General features: G+C 70.9%; 24 protein-coding genes. 2 read left to right on the top strand and 22 right to left on the bottom strand.

Annotation, left to right across the window (positions count from 1 at the left end):
- From N866_RS10915 to N866_RS20920, 9 genes are all read right to left on the bottom strand, one after another.
- Window positions 1-1081, bottom strand: a 1081-nt coding sequence (locus tag N866_RS10915; protein WP_052022920.1) for a coiled-coil domain-containing protein, incomplete at its 3' end; no start/stop codon positions are given.
- A 5-nt stretch (window positions 1082-1086) separates the two neighbouring features.
- Window positions 1087-2001, bottom strand: a complete 915-nt coding sequence (gene ftsX / locus N866_RS10920; RefSeq protein WP_034226299.1) for a permease-like cell division protein FtsX — start codon at window positions 1999-2001, stop codon at window positions 1087-1089.
- 10 nt (window positions 2002-2011) lie between these two features.
- On the bottom strand, window positions 2012-2701 hold the full coding sequence (gene ftsE, locus N866_RS10925) for a cell division ATP-binding protein FtsE (RefSeq protein ID WP_034226301.1): 690 nt from the start codon (window positions 2699-2701) through the stop codon (window positions 2012-2014).
- Window positions 2702-2889: 188 nt separating this feature from the next.
- Window positions 2890-4002, bottom strand: a complete 1113-nt coding sequence (prfB, locus tag N866_RS10930; protein ID WP_034226303.1) for a peptide chain release factor 2 — start codon at window positions 4000-4002, stop codon at window positions 2890-2892.
- 54 nt (window positions 4003-4056) lie between these two features.
- Window positions 4057-4593 carry a pilus assembly protein TadG-related protein gene (locus N866_RS10935; protein WP_245612535.1) on the bottom strand — a complete coding sequence of 179 codons (537 nt, stop codon included), beginning with the start codon at window positions 4591-4593 and terminating at the stop codon, window positions 4057-4059.
- Complete coding sequence (locus tag N866_RS10940) at window positions 4590-5081, bottom strand: hypothetical protein (protein WP_052022921.1); 492 nt, start codon at window positions 5079-5081, stop codon at window positions 4590-4592. Before N866_RS10940 ends, N866_RS10935 begins: the two co-directional genes overlap by 4 nt.
- On the bottom strand, window positions 5078-5467 hold the full coding sequence (locus tag N866_RS10945; RefSeq protein ID WP_034226305.1) for a TadE/TadG family type IV pilus assembly protein: 390 nt from the start codon (window positions 5465-5467) through the stop codon (window positions 5078-5080). The genes N866_RS10940 and N866_RS10945 overlap by 4 nt, the downstream gene beginning before the upstream one ends.
- On the bottom strand, window positions 5445-5642 hold the full coding sequence (locus tag N866_RS19910) for a hypothetical protein (protein WP_052022922.1): 198 nt from the start codon (window positions 5640-5642) through the stop codon (window positions 5445-5447). Before N866_RS19910 ends, N866_RS10945 begins: the two co-directional genes overlap by 23 nt.
- Window positions 5643-5748: 106 nt before the next feature.
- Window positions 5749-5889 carry a hypothetical protein gene (locus tag N866_RS20920; protein ID WP_155855307.1) on the bottom strand — a complete coding sequence of 47 codons (141 nt, stop codon included), beginning with the start codon at window positions 5887-5889 and terminating at the stop codon, window positions 5749-5751.
- Between N866_RS20920 and N866_RS10950 the strand changes: the two genes are divergently transcribed.
- Together N866_RS10950 and N866_RS10955 are read left to right on the top strand one after the other, a co-directional pair.
- Window positions 5888-6235, top strand: a complete 348-nt coding sequence (locus tag N866_RS10950) for a DUF6907 domain-containing protein (protein ID WP_034226307.1) — start codon at window positions 5888-5890, stop codon at window positions 6233-6235. The genes N866_RS20920 and N866_RS10950 overlap by 2 nt on opposite strands.
- 104 nt (window positions 6236-6339) lie before the next feature.
- Window positions 6340-6606 (top strand): hypothetical protein, encoded by a 267-nt coding sequence (locus N866_RS10955; protein ID WP_155855308.1) that lies wholly within the window; start codon window positions 6340-6342, stop codon window positions 6604-6606.
- Window positions 6607-7146: 540 nt separating this feature from the next.
- Here the strand turns inward: N866_RS10955 and N866_RS10960 are convergent.
- The 13 genes from N866_RS10960 to N866_RS11020 all read right to left on the bottom strand — a co-directional run.
- Entirely contained in the window at window positions 7147-7497 is a 351-nt protein-coding gene (locus tag N866_RS10960; protein WP_052022923.1) for a hypothetical protein, read from the bottom strand.
- Window positions 7498-7702: 205 nt separating this feature from the next.
- The gene (locus N866_RS10965) at window positions 7703-8404 is read right to left on the bottom strand and encodes a GAF domain-containing protein (RefSeq protein WP_155855309.1); all 702 of its coding nucleotides are present in this window, start codon (window positions 8402-8404) and stop codon (window positions 7703-7705) included.
- Between the two features lie 169 nt (window positions 8405-8573).
- A complete protein-coding gene (locus N866_RS10970) occupies window positions 8574-9137 on the bottom strand; it encodes a hypothetical protein (protein WP_034226310.1) in 564 nt (187 codons plus the stop codon).
- A complete protein-coding gene (locus N866_RS20925) occupies window positions 9134-9397 on the bottom strand; it encodes a hypothetical protein (protein WP_155855310.1) in 264 nt (87 codons plus the stop codon). Before N866_RS20925 ends, N866_RS10970 begins: the two co-directional genes overlap by 4 nt.
- Window positions 9398-9992: 595 nt before the next feature.
- Window positions 9993-10358 (bottom strand): phage terminase small subunit, encoded by a 366-nt coding sequence (locus tag N866_RS10985; protein WP_216699434.1) that lies wholly within the window; start codon window positions 10356-10358, stop codon window positions 9993-9995.
- A 118-nt stretch (window positions 10359-10476) separates the two neighbouring features.
- Window positions 10477-11337 (bottom strand): hypothetical protein, encoded by an 861-nt coding sequence (locus N866_RS10990; RefSeq protein WP_034226314.1) that lies wholly within the window; start codon window positions 11335-11337, stop codon window positions 10477-10479.
- Window positions 11334-11567 carry a hypothetical protein gene (locus N866_RS10995; RefSeq protein ID WP_034226315.1) on the bottom strand — a complete coding sequence of 78 codons (234 nt, stop codon included), beginning with the start codon at window positions 11565-11567 and terminating at the stop codon, window positions 11334-11336. The genes N866_RS10990 and N866_RS10995 overlap by 4 nt, the downstream gene beginning before the upstream one ends.
- On the bottom strand, window positions 11564-11713 hold the full coding sequence (locus N866_RS20930; protein ID WP_155855311.1) for a hypothetical protein: 150 nt from the start codon (window positions 11711-11713) through the stop codon (window positions 11564-11566). Before N866_RS20930 ends, N866_RS10995 begins: the two co-directional genes overlap by 4 nt.
- Complete coding sequence (locus N866_RS11000; RefSeq protein ID WP_162177312.1) at window positions 11710-11979, bottom strand: WhiB family transcriptional regulator; 270 nt, start codon at window positions 11977-11979, stop codon at window positions 11710-11712. Before N866_RS11000 ends, N866_RS20930 begins: the two co-directional genes overlap by 4 nt.
- Window positions 11976-13196, bottom strand: a complete 1221-nt coding sequence (locus tag N866_RS11005) for a DUF3631 domain-containing protein (RefSeq protein ID WP_155855312.1) — start codon at window positions 13194-13196, stop codon at window positions 11976-11978. The genes N866_RS11000 and N866_RS11005 overlap by 4 nt, the downstream gene beginning before the upstream one ends.
- Complete coding sequence (locus N866_RS11010) at window positions 13193-13402, bottom strand: hypothetical protein (RefSeq protein WP_155855313.1); 210 nt, start codon at window positions 13400-13402, stop codon at window positions 13193-13195. Before N866_RS11010 ends, N866_RS11005 begins: the two co-directional genes overlap by 4 nt.
- Before the next feature lie 184 nt (window positions 13403-13586).
- Window positions 13587-13808 carry a hypothetical protein gene (locus N866_RS11015; protein ID WP_034226320.1) on the bottom strand — a complete coding sequence of 74 codons (222 nt, stop codon included), beginning with the start codon at window positions 13806-13808 and terminating at the stop codon, window positions 13587-13589.
- Window positions 13809-14264: 456 nt separating this feature from the next.
- On the bottom strand, window positions 14265-15007 hold a 743-nt coding region (locus N866_RS11020), incomplete at its 5' end, for a recombinase zinc ribbon domain-containing protein (protein ID WP_216699435.1).

Raw genomic sequence — 15007 nt, forward strand, 5'->3', positions numbered from 1 at the left:
CGCCACCACCACCGCCGGAGGAGTTGTTCCGGCTCGCCGCCTCCTCGCGCGCGCGGCGCTCGGCCTCCTCGCGCGCACGCCGGTCGGCCTCCTCCCGCGCACGCCGGTCGGCCTCCTCGCGGGCACGCCGCTCGGCCTCCTCCCGCGCGCGCTGCTCGGCGATGATGCGCTGCCGCTCCGCCTCCTGCGCCGCGATGATCTCCTGCAGCTCCGTCTCGAGCTGGGCCCGCTGCTGCTCGAGCTCGGCCCGCCGGGCGAGCTGCTCGGCGCGCTTGGACTCGATCGTCGCGATCCGCTCGGTCTCCTGCTCCTGCAGGCGCTCGAGCTCCACCTTGCGCGCCTCCGCCTGGGCCCGTGCGGCCTCGGCCTCGACGACCTTGGCGTCCGCCTCCGCCTTGAGCTGGACGATCTGCTCGCGCACCGCGGTGAGGCGTGCCTGGCGGTTGCGGTTGACGCCGTTGATCTGCTCGAGGTCGCGCAGCGCCTGGGTCTGCGCGCGCAGGGCCGTCGACGCCAGCTCGGACTGCTGGACGAACTCGTCCGTGGTGCGGGCGTCGAGCACGGCGGAGAGCGCCGACGCCGCCATGTCGCCCTTGTAGGCGTCGCGGGCCATCTGCCCGATGGCGACGCGGATGTCGCCGGCACGGTCGGCGTCCGCGTCGATCTGACCCGTGATCGTGCTCTCCTGCTCCTGGGCCACGGTGAGCCGCTCGGCGATGAGCTCCGCCTCGAGCTGCAGCTGCGCGAGGAGCGCCTCCGCGGAGGCGAGCTCCGCCCGGGCGCCGGGGATCCGTGCCTGGATGTCCTGGAGCTCCTGCTGCGCCTGGAGGAGCTCGGCGTCGGTGTCCTCGAGGTCGGCGTGCAGCCCTTCCAGGGCGCCCTGGGTGTCGCGCTGCTGCCCCTCGGTCGCGCGGCGCCGGTCCTCGAGGTCGTCGGCCGTGGCGGGCACCGCGGTCGTGGCGAGCAGGCCCACGCCGAGGAGCGCGACGACGACGCGTCGCAGCGTGCGCAGACCGGCGGACGCCCCCCGGTCGTGGCGGGGCGTCGTCGTCGGTGGGGAGTTCGTCGTCGGGCGGGGCATGGGCCTCACACCTTCGTGTATCGGCTGAGCGTCACGACCGATGAGATGGCCGCGAGGAGGATGGCGACGCCGACGAGGAGCGGGGCGATCGTCCAGACCGCGTCGGTGCCGATGTACGGGACGAACTGCACCGACTGCGCGAGCCAGTCCTGGACGAGGTAGGTCACCCCGAACCACAGGCCCGCCACGGCCAGGGCGGCCCCGATCGTCGCCGCGATGGCGCCCTCCAGCATGAACGGCAGCTGGATGAAGAGGTTCGAGGCGCCGACGAGGCGCATGATCCCGGTCTCCCGCCGTCGGCTCATCGCGGACAGCCGGATGGTGGTGGTGATGAGCAGGACGGCGGACAGGAGCATGACCGCGGCGAGGCCGGCGGCGACCAGGCTCGCGCGGTTCAGCACGAGGATGAGCGGCTCGATGACCTGCCGCTGGTCCCGGACCACCTCGACGCCCTGACGGCCGGTGAACACGTCCGAGATCACCTGGTACTGCTCCGGGTCGACGAGGGCGACCCGGTAGGAGGCCTGGAGCTGGTCGGCGGTGACGCCCTCGGCCCACCACTCGTCCGCGAAGCGCTCCTGGAACGCCGCGTACGCGTCGTCCTTGGACTCGAAGAAGACGTCCTGGACGTACGGCTCGAGGGCCTCGCCCGCGAGCTCCGCGCCGATCGCCTCGATCTGCTCGCCGGTGGCCTCACCGGAGGCGCACGTCGGCTGCTCGGACTGGTCGGGGCACAGGAAGATCGAGACCTCGACGCGGTCGTACCAGTCGTCCTTCATCTGGTCGACCTGCACCTGCAGGAGGCCCGCGGCACCGACGAAGGTGAGGGACACGAACGTCACGAGGATGACCGACACGGTCATCGAGAGGTTCCGGCGCAGGCCGATCCCCAGCTCGGACAGGATGAACTGCAGTCTCACGGCATCCCCCTCAGCGGTCCGAGCCGTAGACGCCGCGGGACTGGTCGCGGACCATCCGCCCGTTCTCGAGCTCGATGACGCGCTTGCGCATCTGGTCGACGATCTCGTCGTCATGGGTGGCCATGACCACCGTGGTGCCGGTCCGGTTGATCCGGTCCAGCAGGCGCATGATCCCGACCGACGTCGTGGGGTCCAGGTTCCCGGTGGGCTCGTCCGCCAGCAGGATCGGGGGTCGGTTGACGAAGGCGCGCGCGATCGCCACGCGCTGCTGCTCACCGCCGGACAGCTCGTGCGGGCGGCGCTTCTCCTTGCCGCCGAGTCCCACGAGCTCGAGGGTGTCCGGGACCGTCGTGAGGATGTGGTGCTTGGGCTTGCCGATCACCTGCAGGGCGAAGGCGACGTTCTCGAAGACGGTCTTGTTGGGCAGGAGGCGGAAGTCCTGGAAGACGGCGCCGATCTGGCGACGCAGGTGCGGCACCTTCCACGTCGAGAGCGTCGAGAGGTCCTTGCCGGCGACGAAGACGCGGCCCGCCGTGGGGCGCTCCTCGCGCAGGACCAGACGCAGGAAGGTCGACTTGCCGGACCCGGAGGCACCGACGAGGAACACGAACTCGCCGCGCTCGACCTCGAGATCGACGTCGTCCAGCGCGGGCCGGGCGCCGCGCGCGTAGACCTTGGAGACGTTCTCGAAACGGATCACGGGTGGGAGCCAGTCGTCGGGGGCAGGGCAGGTCCGGGGGGGCACCGGGCGCACCAGCGCGCGCACGTGCCCCATCAGACCGTTTCGAGAGTAGGCAGACACCCGGCGCGGACCCGCCCGTGACACGCCGGGCAGGTCGACCTGACCCTCGCCGCGGACCGCGGGGGCCCGAGCGGGTCGAGCCGTCCTCAGGACTGCTGCGCCTGGTTGCGCCGCCACCGGATGCCGGCCTCGATGAAGCCGTCGATGTCGCCGTCGAACACCGCCGAGGGGTTGCCCACCTCGTGCTCGGTGCGCAGGTCCTTGACCATCTGGTAGGGCTGCAGGACGTAGGAGCGCATCTGGTCGCCCCAGCTGGCCTTCACGTCGCCCGCCAGCTCCTTCTTCTGGGCCGCCTCCGCCTCCTTCTGCAGCAGCAGCAGTCGGGACTGCAGGACGCGCAGCGCCGCGGCGCGGTTCTGGATCTGGGACTTCTCGTTCTGCATCGACACGACGGTGCCGGTCGGGATGTGGGTCAGACGCACGGCCGAGTCCGTCGTGTTGACGGACTGGCCGCCCGGCCCGGAGGAGCGGAAGACGTCGACCTTGATCTCGTTCTCGGGGATGTCGATGTGGTCGGTGCCCTCGATGAGCGGCACGACCTCGACGGCGGCGAAGGACGTCTGCCGCCGCCCCTGGTTGTCGAACGGCGAGATCCGCACGAGACGGTGCGTGCCCGCCTCGACGGACAGGGTGCCGAACGCGTAGGGCGCCTTGACCTCGAAGGTCGCCGACTTCAGCCCGGCCTCCTCCGCGTAGGAGGTGTCCATGACGGTGGTCGGGTAGCCGTGGCGCTCGGCCCAGCGCAGGTACATCCGCAGGAGCATCTCGGCGAAGTCGGCCGCGTCGACGCCGCCGGCGCCGGAGCGGATGGTCACGACGGCGTCGCGCTCGTCCCACTCGCCCGACAGGAGCGTGCGCACCTCGAGGGCACCGAGGTCCTTCTTGATCCCGGCCAGCTCCTCCTCGGCATCGGCGAGGGTGTCCGCGTCGTCCTCCTCCTGCGCCATCTCGACGAGCGTCTCGAGGTCCTCGATGCGCTGGTCGAACGTCTCGATGCGCTCGAGCTCGGTCTGGGCGTGGGAGAGCGCGGAGGTGACCTTCTGGGCGGCGTCGGTGTCGTCCCACAGGTCCGGGGCCGAGGCCTGGTCCGACAGCTCGGCGATGCGTTCCCGCAGGCGGTCGGGGTCGCTCACCGCCCGGATGGTCCCGAGGGTGCTCCGGAGGGCGGCGATCTCTGCGGGGAAGTCGGTGGCTGCCACGAGGGTCGAGGGTATCGCGCGGTGCTGCGCGCGCGTCCCGACAGGCAGCGTGCGTCAGTCCGCCCGGGCGCGGGACGTCGCCCGCAGAGCGATCCCGTCCGACCAGGCCGCGGTCACCCAGGAGACCAGCGGGGGGCGCGCGACGGCGCCGAGGGTCACCTCGGCGGTGCGCCCGTCCGTGCTGGTCGACAGCACGGTCAGCCCGGTGAGCCGCGCCGCGCCGGGGGACTCCTCGAGGTGCTCGACGACGGCGGCGCGCACCGACGCCTCGGTGAGGACGACGAGACCGTCGTCGGCGGCGGTCCGCCCTGGCGCTTCCGGGCCCGAGCCGCGGCCGTAGTAGGCGTCCTCGCTGAGGGAGTCGGCGGCGGCGAGCGCCGCCTGGTCGGCGACGGCGAGCAGGCGCTTGCGCTCGAGGTGCACGCCCGACGCGGAGACGACGACGGTGACGAGCAGCAGGGCGATCACGGCGTAGCAGAGGCTCAGCAGCATGACCTGACCGTCGTCGGCGCCGTGCCGACGGGTCATCTGCAGGGCGGCGGCGCGCAGCCGGCCCCCTGCGCGGCCCGGGCCCGGCTCGTCCCGCCTCACGAGCGGCTCCGGTGGTCGTCGACCGGGGCGGTGACGGTCGCGCTGACCGGGACGGCGAGGGGGACGACGTCGCGCACGAACCCCGGCACCCCCGGCAGCGGCACGGCGAGCGCGACCTCGACCGTGACGGTGGTCCCCGGGCTCGTGCAGTCCGGCTCGCACCGGACCGCCAGCGCCTGCGCCGCCAGGTCGGGGTCCAGGCCCTGGTCGCCCAGGGCGATCGCCACCGCGGCGGTCGCCCTGGCGCCGGCGTCGGTCGGCCCCGCCGTCACCACCGCGCGCGCCGCCTCGCGCGCGGCGCCCTCGACGGCGAAGGTCGCGGCCTGCACGGCGGCGAGCACGACGACGAGGTAGACCAGCGGGACGAGGAGCACGACGGTGGCGCCGAGGAACTCGACGACGGCGCTGCCGGCGTCGGCCGGCGCACCGAGCCGGGCGCCGAGCCCGGTGCGGAACCGCCCGCGCGGGCGCACTGCGGTCGCGCTCATGGCGCCTCGGCCAACGCGTGCCCGTCGACCTCCACGACGCCGCCCGGACCGAGCAGGCCGAGCACGGGCAGCGGCGCCACGATCTCCACCCGGACCACGTCCAGGCCGCCGAGGACCGCCCGCGAGCCCTCGACCTGCTCGGCGAACCGCGGGGAGAGGGACGCGGCGACCAGCTCCCGGGCGCGGGCGGCGCCGTCGGCGGGCGTGCGGTCGGCCAGGGCGCCGTAGCGGGCGCCCTCGGCGGCGCAGTCGACGAGGGTGGCGCGCACGTGCAGGGCGAGGGCGACCTGCAGCACGCCCAGGAAGACCACGGTCGTCAGCAGGCTCACCAGGACGAACCCGACGACGGCCGACCCCGCGTCGTCAGTCCCCGACCGACGTGACACGGCTGATGGCCTGCTCGAAGACCGCAGCGAGCGCGTCGCCGGCGAGGGCCCACAGCATGACGACGAGCCCGGCGGTCATGAGGGTGACGAGGACCCAGCCGGGGACGTCGCCCCGTTCCGGGTCGTCCTCGTGCGGCGTCCGGGTCACGGGACGGAGGTGGTGGGGATGCGGCACGGTCTTCTCCTCGGTGCGGTGGTGGACGGGGTGCTGCGACGACGGGCCGGCGAGAGGGCCCGGCGATCAGGAGGGTCGGTGCCCGCGGACGAGGCCGCGCGGCGCATCAGAGGTCCAGCCGGAGCGCGACGAGGCCGGGGAAGACCGCGAAGAGCACGGTCACCGGCAGCACGAGGAAGACGACCGGCACGACAAGCGTGCATCGTTGCCCTTGCTGGCATCCGATCCCAACGAAGGGGCAGACCATGACCACCACCGACACCCCCCGCCCGACCGCGCCGGCCATCGTCTGCCGGCCCTGGTGCAGCGACGGCGACGGCCACACGAACGAATTCCTTGCCGACGACCAGCGCTGTTGGTCTGAGTGGGAGGCCGTGCCGCTGAGCCGGATGCCGCTGTGGGAGGACATCAACCGCGGCTGGAACCCGCAGAAGCTCGAGGTCGCCACGGAGGCCGGCCCAAGGCGCCAGGACGCCGTGCTGCTCTACGAGGGTTCGCGCGACCTGGACCTCCAGTTGACCGCGGTCGAGGCGCTCGCGGTCGCGGCCGCGCTGACGAAGGCAGCCGCCCGGCTCATGGATGGTGCGCGATGATCCCGGCACTGTGCTGCGTGTGCGGCACCCGACGTGAGGTCTCCCGGCAGGCGGTCCGTAGCGCCGATCGCACGCGGCGGCTCAAGTGCGGGACGTGCGGCGTGATGACGGTCCACGCGGCGGTGTTCGGCGGTGAGGACTGGCGCGAGGGGGAGAACCTGGCGGCGCGGGTAGCCGAGACGGATGGTGACGACGAGCTGGCTTCGACGGCTCGTCGGTTCGGGATGCAGCTCGTCGAGGTCCCCGACCTGCGGGATCCGCTCGTCTACGTGGCGTCACACCGCCTCTTGCTCGTCCGGGCCGGCATGAGCGGCGCCTGCCGGGACGCCGCCGCTGCACACCTCCTCGTCTGGAAGCCGCAACGCCACTGAGAGACGGAGGGGGACCAACGTCCCTGTTAGGACTCCCTCGCCTCCCCGTAGTTTCCTCGTCAGCGGACCGGTGAGTGCCCAGTGGTGTGGAGAACGTCCTCACCGGTCCCGAACGGATGGCCCGCCGAGAACCCCCCATGACCTCTGGCGGGCCATCCGGGAGTTTCCTCGTCCGTGGCGTGAACGCTGACCCGCCCGGATGGGACGAAGGCGCCGCCCTCACCTCGGACCGGTGAGGGCGGCGCTCGTCTCTGTGGCACCAAGGTCAAGCGGTTCGGACGCTATGACCTGCCCGCGGGTATGACGATGGAAGTGGCGGGTCAGAACGCACCGCGAAGATTTGCGCGGAAGGTCTGATTGCAGGGCGCACAGAGTGCGGTGCCGTTCGCAAGCGTCACCGCTTGGACGTACTCGGCATCGTCAAGGTGCCACGAGCACCACCCCGAGCGGACCTGGAACCTCATCGTCAGCCATGACGACAACATACGCGCCACACCCGGGGTCGCAGACGACGAAGCGCCGCCCCCGGGCTGGTTCACTTCACCACTTGAGGCTCGTCACGAACGGCTGTGGATCGTCGTCAGGTGGTGTCGGCCGGTCGTGCGGGAACCTGAAATCGCGATAACCGCGCTGCGCGACGAGGCGTCGACCTTGCTGAGCGCGATCGATCAGGTCAAGGATCAACGCCACGTCCTCACTCCGCATGCCAAGCTGCCGACACTTGGCTCGGATCGCGGCAAGCGAGAGGCCTCGCCAGTAGCGGCGGTTGTGCATGAGGTCGGCCTTGAGCTTGGCCTCCTCGTTCCACTTGAGGTGGTTGTCGTACCCGCGAGCCATGCCGGCTAGGTACTCAAGAACCTCGACGATGTCCTTCGGCAGGGTGTCGGCCATCTCGGAGCAGCGCTAGGGCGCCCCGGCCTAACGGCCTTCACCGCGCGCCGGGCCCCGGCGCGCGGGCCAGCGACGGGGTGTCTCGGCAAGCCTGCGGCGCTGGTCGGCACGGACGGCTCTCTCGGCTTCCGCCCAGACGCGACTCCGGACGGCGGGATCGTCAAGCTCGGGTACCTCAAGGCGCCTCGGTTGCTCTAGCGTCACGTTACCCATCTGACTCCGCTCCCTCCCTCCGTCTGTTCGCGTACTCCGCGAAGAGTCCTGCGAGCATGCTCGCCACCAACTGTACGAGCAGGACGTCCGTTCGGCTGAACGCCCCCGGTCCTGGCGCGTCAACCGTCAGTAGACCGTATCCCTTCTCACCGACAGCGATCGGTGCGGTGATGAAGGTGTCATAGCCGTTTCCTGAGCCCATCCACGCCCTCGGAGACCGGAGGCGCTCCTCCGCGATGTCGTCGACGTGCACAGGCTCACCTCCGAACAGCACCTTGAACGCGCTGTTTCCCCGCGTAGTCCCTTGCCGGAAGCCCTCTGACTTCGGCAGGCGGCCAGAGTGCGCCACGCAGGTCATTGACTGCTGGTCCTCCGAGACGGCGAACACCAGAGCGCGCACGTCGAGCCGGTCCCGGAAGGGCACAAGACATGATGCCGCGGCGTGCTGGCAGGCCCTGGCAAAGATCCCGTTCGGGTTCGCCTCTCCCTGGGCCAAGCTGGCTGTGAGGTCCGCCAAGGGAGTGAGCGCCTGCCCGAGCAGCACCTGGGCCTCTGCAACGGCGTTGCCGTTCGCCTTCTCTTCCTCGTGTCGCCACCAAGCCGCCGCGATCTCAGGCAGTGCCGCGAGCCCTAGCACGACTGACCCCACCGCGCCTCGAGCGACAGTGATATCCGCGAAGAGGACTGCGGCCACGATTGCGCCTGCCGCACCCGCAGCGGGAGACAACCATCGGAGCCGGTCCGTGAGGGCCCCGAGCCAGGCCGCGATCGCCAGGATCGGATTCTCGGCAGGGGGCACGGGTCGCAGGCTAGCGGCGATGCCGCAGCCGGGGCACGTCTAAGCAACCCGGACGCCAGGGAAGTCACCGCTCCGTCAAGGCGAACGAGCCGCCCGGTTCCAGGCCGAACGCTCGAGCGGCCGAGGCTCGAACGGGTCCGCGCAGGTAGTCCCGCACGAACGTGCGGCATGTCTCGTCCAGGTCCTCGGCCACCGGCTCAATCGCCAGGTCTGCGGTGTCGACGACAGCCTCGATCCAGTCCCCGATCACCGGAGCCGTGTGCGTGATCACGGCGAGGATGGCGTCGCTGTGGACCCGAGCCACCCACAACCGCCCCGCCCTTCGTCGTATCGAGACGTGCCAAGGTGCGAACGCCGAGACGGCAGCGGCGGCGGGCACTGGGGTCCACGACAGGCCGTCGCGGGTGTCCTCAGGAGAGCCGCGGAACAGAAGGCACGAAGCGGGTGCAGGCCGACCCGCTGGCGTGTCGTTGACGGTGTACCCGTACTCGCGGAACGCGCGCAGCCACTCGGCCCGCTCGGCGTAGCGGTCCGGGAACAGGGGCAACGTGGCGTTGGCCCACACGCCGGCGAGCTTGCGAGCCTGTACCGCCTTGGCGAGGCCGCTCTCGAGCGTCCCCGGCGTCACCCGGCCACCGCCCTGAGCGCGCCGGCCAGCTCCACGTACCGGGTCACCTGCCGTCGACAGGCCTCCTGCACCTGCGGCTCGGCACGGCGGATATCTGCCGACGTCGGGTCGACCACGTACTCGGTGAACCCCCCGACGGGGAACCGGGCGGCATGGTGGATCACCGCAAGGACGTTCTCGGGCGGCACCTCCGCGGACCAGACCGACCCAGGCTCGCGGTACGTGTGCTCAGCGCCGAGGAAGGCGACGAAGCCGGCCACGGTAAGGCTGTCGCTCCACCCGATGCCGTCACGGCACGACTCCGAGGCGCCCCGGTGCAGGAGGAGCGGAGACGAAAGCGGCTCCGTGGGCTCGTTGTCTACCGTGAAGCCGTAGTTGCGAAAGGCCGCCAGCCACTCATTCCGATACACGTACCGATCGGGGTAGCCCGAGTCGCTGTCATACAACCAGGCGCTGACCAGCGACCTAGAATTAACCGCAGCCCCAATGTTTTCTACCAGTTTTCGATCCGACATTCTGGTTTACCCCTTTTCCGTCAGCCTGTAGCGGGCGGAGCCCGACAGGTCCACACCCGCGGCGCGGGCGCGCCGCTGGTCGATTCGGTCGGGCCATTGGTCACTCATGAGCCCGTTTGCCTGACACCACGCCTTTCGGAAGGAGTCGAAACGCGCCCAAGGTGGGGCCGCCCTTAGCAGCGACGCACCCCGCAGGCTCAACGTCAGTCCGTAGGCCGCCACCAGCTCTGAGACGGCGGCGTGATCCGCCCACACGGGGTCCAGGCGGTCCCGCAGGGCCGGGGGCATCCCGTCGCGCCGTGCGGCGGTCGCTGTCTGCCCTCCGCGAGCAAGGCGCCGGTCACTCATGGCGGACCACCCACCCGAGGGCGAGCATCCCGGCCGGCGTCAGCCCGAGCTGCCCCCCGAGGTGGCGCATCTCCTGCGCCTGCCACGCCGACGCGCTGCCGTCATAGACCGCGACCGCGTGACAGATGTACGCGGCCACAGCGGGGATGTAGGAGTCGTCCCATTCGTTCGCCTGCGGTGACTTCCACAGATTCCGCCACAATGCGCGCTCTTCCGCGCTCCAATCGCGGGTTTTCGGCATCTTCGGAACGGGCAGCGAGCACCCTTCCGCGGGCAGCTCGATCAGGCCCGATCGTGCCCCTGGGCTGCGGTGACGCCGACTGTTCGGCTTGCCGGGATTGGACATCGGACCAGGCATCACGCGCTCCCTCGTTGAGGCCAACCGGTTGGAAAACCTGCGCCTCTCCTCACCTGCGGTGCAGCCTTCATGGTCAATAGAGGTGCCGCCCCACCCCCTTCTCGCCTCTGGTGGCGGCTCACAGGAGCGTCCAGCCGCGATCGGTGCTCGTCATCACGCGAACCTCGTCGCGGCTCGCGCCTCGTGTGCGGTACGCGTCGCGTGCGCGTGCGGTGCGCTGCCTGAGCTCGGCGGGTGTGGCGAGGCTGAGGCTCACACCGTCGTAGTCCCCGCGTGCGATGCCGACGAGCGTGGCGTCGATGTCCTCGGCTGCGTCCTGTGCCACCCGGCGCACCGTCAGGGTGGGGCTGAGGGTGGCGTCGGGGGTGACGGTGACCCTCCCGAGCCGGTCCCCGTCCAGCGCCTCGACGATGGTCTCGGGGAGGTCGACGAGCGGGAGCAGCGTGACGAGCGCCGCGGGGATGTCGACCGGGGGGTCCTGCACGTAGATGGCGGCGTAGGTGCCTAGCAGGGTCAGGGCGTCCCGTGCGGCCTTGAGGTGCGCGGCGTGCCCGCCCTCGACTGCGGCGTCCACGTCCAGTGGGTTGACGGCGGGCAGGGACTTGGCGGCCCGGGTGAGGGTCTTGGCGAGCTTGTCGAACGCGGGTCGCAGGTCGGTGGCGGTGCGGTGCAGCAGGTCCGGCATGGCTTCGCGGGTGGCGCCGTCCATCGCCTTGCCGAACGCGGCCTTGAGGGCGTCGCCGGCCTGTGCCCGTGCGATGCGCTCGAGCGCTTCGGCGTAGAAGGCGGCCGGGTCGGGGTTGGTGATCGCTTCGGCGGCGAGGCTCGCGGCCACCTCGTCGGCGGTCGGCTCGGCTCCGATCAGGTCCACGATGCCCACGGCCCGGGTCGGCACGGGAACGCCGGCGAGGCGGTAGGCGGCGTCGATCCGCTGAAGCTGGTTCTGCGGGATGGTGATGGGGCGGGCGAAGTTGCTCATCGGTGGCTCTCCTGGGCGGTGTGGGTGGTGACTGGCTGAGGTACTTCCCCGGGCGCGGTGCGCCAGACGCGGACTCCCATCCGCGCCGCGAGTGCGAGGAGGGCGGGGATGTCCGTGGTGGTCGGGATGGCGAGCAGCTGTGGCCCGGCGTTCTGGCGGGCGTAGCAGCCGCCGCAGTGGGTGTCTCGGGGGTACTTGGTCGGCTTGCCGCAGTCGGTGCAGGCGTTCACTTGTCGGCCTTTCTGAGTTCGACGGCCCCGCAGTCGTCGCAGCGGGCGATGAGGAGCCCGTAGACGCTGCGGGAGGGTTCAGCGGTCCACCCGGGTCGTGTGCACCGTGGGCGGTGGATCGTGGTGGTGCTGTCGGTGGTGGTCACGGCTTGCGCCTCCGGTCGGTCTCGGTCTCGGCGCCATACACGCCGCGCTCTTTCGGGTATGCCCGCCCGTAGTCGCGGCAGGCGGTGAGGGCTGGACAGGGCCGGCAGAGATCCGCGGCCACGCGCTGCTCCGCGGGGTCGTCGGAGGTCCAGGCGGCCCGCTCGGTCACAGGGACGGTGTGGCAGACGGCCGGGTGGCCGGCGTCCCCCAAGCGCTCGAGGTGGGCCACGAGCTCGGCGCGGGCCTCGGCGCGGGTGGCGGTCACCACGCACCCCCCGCCGTCGGTTCGGCCGGTTTCGTCAGTTCCGTCGGTTCATCGGGAGGGGTGATGCCCATGCGTCGCCAGACCGGCGAGAGGGCCTGCCGGTAGTACCCACGGGGTCCGTCGCCCTGTCGGCCCGAGTGGACCTTGAAGCCCTGCGCGAGCATCCGGCCCATGCGCTGCGCGGTGAGGGCCTTGCCGTAGGCGGACTCCGGTCCCCACATGCGCGGGTGGCGCATCACGAGATCGGCCACGAGCGCCGCGGTTGGGACGAATGCGGTTGCCTCGGGCCACAGCTCCGCGATGTCTCTCAGCAGGGTGACCGCGGGCGGGCTGGTGACCATCCCGTCCTCACGGTCCATCTGCGCGGCGATGAGGTCGCGCCGGATCAGGTCGTCGGCCACGTCGGGCCAGTGGCCTCCTGCGGCCTCTGCGACCCTCCTGAGCGGGTTCCACCGTTCCTTAGTGCGCCCTACGCACCCCGGGGGGAGCTCAGGACGGGTGGCGCGGACGGTCTCGCGGGTTTCATCTGCCCACTGGGAGAGCGCTTCCCCGAGGTCCATTGCATCCGCCTCGATCTCCTCCCAATCGCTTGTCTCCACCCGTCCCTCGAGGTCGGGGAGGAGCAGCACGCGAATCGTCCGGCTGCGGGTGTCCTCCGGCAGGTTCGGCGCGTTGCCGGCGAGGACGACAGGCGAGAACGTCGGCATTTCCTTGACGTCCCAATCGCCTTTCGGCCCCGGCACAAGAACCGGCCGGGTCGCCCCTCGCTTGTATCCGGCATTGATGATGGCGATGAGGTCTTCGACCCCGGGCCGCTTCGGGTCGAGGTTCCTATCCACCTCGTCGATGAGGATGGTCCGCAGCTCCTTGTCGAGCAGACGGGCCAGCATCGCCGGGGAGGACAGTGAGGCGGCCTGTAGAGGGCGCCGGCACAGCCTCTGTAGGTGCTCGCACGTCGTCGTCTTCCCGGCGCCCGGGACGGGGCTGTCGAGGACCAGGCGGGGCGTTGTGTAGAGGACGTCGCAGAGGTGCGTATGCGCGGCCCACAGGGTCAGGAGGTCGAGGTCGGCGTCATCGACGGTGAGGATGAACCGGCCCAGCCACTCTCGGACCCGGTTCAGCACCCCCGGATCGGAACCGACGGAACCGACGGAACCGGTTGAACCGACGGGCCACGGGTCGAACGGGGGATCTTCGACGGCGAGGTAGTCGCTCATGCGCTCACCCCGCGCTCTCGCCACAGCCGGCGGGCGGCAGCGGCTCGCTCGTGCTGCCCGCGGCGGTCGCAGAGCTCGTCGAACGTCGGGTGGCTCACGGCGTCCCGCAGCACCTCGTCGAGCTCCTCGTTGAGGGCAACCATGCGCACGTAGTCGCGGGCGATGTCCTCGACGGCCTGGGCGTAGGTGCGGTGCTCGCGTTCCATCCGGTCGGCGTATCCGGACTCAAAGCCGGACATCCACGCGGCCCGCTCGGCGGGTGTCATCGCTGCCAGATCGAGCGCTACCCGATCCGCAGGGACGTGCGGGATACTTGAAGTGATCGGCCCGCCAGCCTTGATCTCGTTCCCGGCCTCGGATGCCCCTCCGGGGCCGGCGGCGTGTCTGGGCTCAAGCAACCGCCTCACCGCCACCCCTAAGGAGCAGCGCGAGGCGGTCGCGCTGCTCGGGTGTGAGCGGGGGAGCGGCGTCGACTGTGCGGCGGATGTAGTCCTCAAGGCGCGCGGCCTTGAGGCTCTGACGCGCTGAGGTCAGCGCCGGGTCATCGGGGGATCGGTCGCGGGAGAGCGCGGCGACCTTCGCGCGGTGATGGGTCCAGGTGTCGGTTGCCACGTCGGGCACCTCCGGGCAGGAGAACTACACCGCCCGGAGAGGCGGTCTGCCCGTGGTGCGTGAAGCCGACCACGACCGACTGGTTTTACCTAACGAAGGTTAGCAGGTAGGGCGCTTAGATCAATAGGCGCGCCGGGCGTGTCGGCATTTGTGGCCAGCAGTCGGTCGACGATGGCTACTGCGCGGTCGTCCTTCCACTGAATGTGCAGCCCACATGTGGGGCACTTCATGTGCCAAAGAACGTCGCTCAGCTCCTCGCCACGGCCCTCGGTCGTCGACGTAGCCTTGGCTTCGACCACGCCGCCCCCCCGACGCTCCCGAGACGAAAGATGGCGCATGCGGTCTGTGGGCAGGAACACCATTGGATCGCGGTCCGAAAGGCGTGTGACCACGGCAATCTCCCGGCTCGCGTGCGTACCGCGGTCGGTGCAGGTGAAGCGGATTTCCCTCACGGCTTCACACCTTCCACTCGATGCGGACCTGTTCGGGCGAGAACCGCGCGCCCTTCCCGGCCCGCTCCACTGTGACACTGACGAGCGCCTTCACTACGGCGCGACGCGACTCGAGCGCGAGCGCTTCCCACGCGGCGGCGGCGTCAGCGGATGAGGCGACGGTCAGCGCGGGGTTGTCGCCCGTGGCGCCATCGATCCGTCCTTCGACCTCCCGGAGCTCCGTGGAGATCTTCCCGGCCTGCTCCCGCACGGACGCGGCCGATAGCAGCCCCTCGGCCAGGAGCGCGGCGAGGTTGTCCCGGCGCTCCCTGAGGTCCCGCGCTCGCTCCCTGAGGGCGTCTAGGTCGACGTCGGGGGAGAGGAGCGCGAGAGCGTCAGGTCGGGCCAGGCGGGCGACGATGACGCCCTCGACCACCTCGTCCACGAGGTCCATCCGTCGCATGACGTGGCGGTCGTGGCACCGGTAGACCATCCATCGGCGCTCGCGCGACTTCATGGGGGAGCCGTACATCGGCCCATCGCAGACACCGCACCGGGCGATACCCGAGAGGAGGTGCCGGGCGGACGTGTTGAACGCCGTACGGCGTCGCGGGTCGTTGAGGCGTTCTTCCACCTGGGCGAACGTGTCCGCGTCGAGGATGGCCGGCCAGTCGCCCGCTCCGAGGTCGGTCCCGCGGTAGACCGATCGTCCGGTGATCCGAGGGTTAATCAGGGCTCGTCGGACTGAGCCCTGATCCACCGGTCGTC

The organism is Actinotalea ferrariae CF5-4, from assembly GCF_000603945.1.
Lineage (GTDB): Bacteria > Actinomycetota > Actinomycetes > Actinomycetales > Cellulomonadaceae > Actinotalea > Actinotalea ferrariae.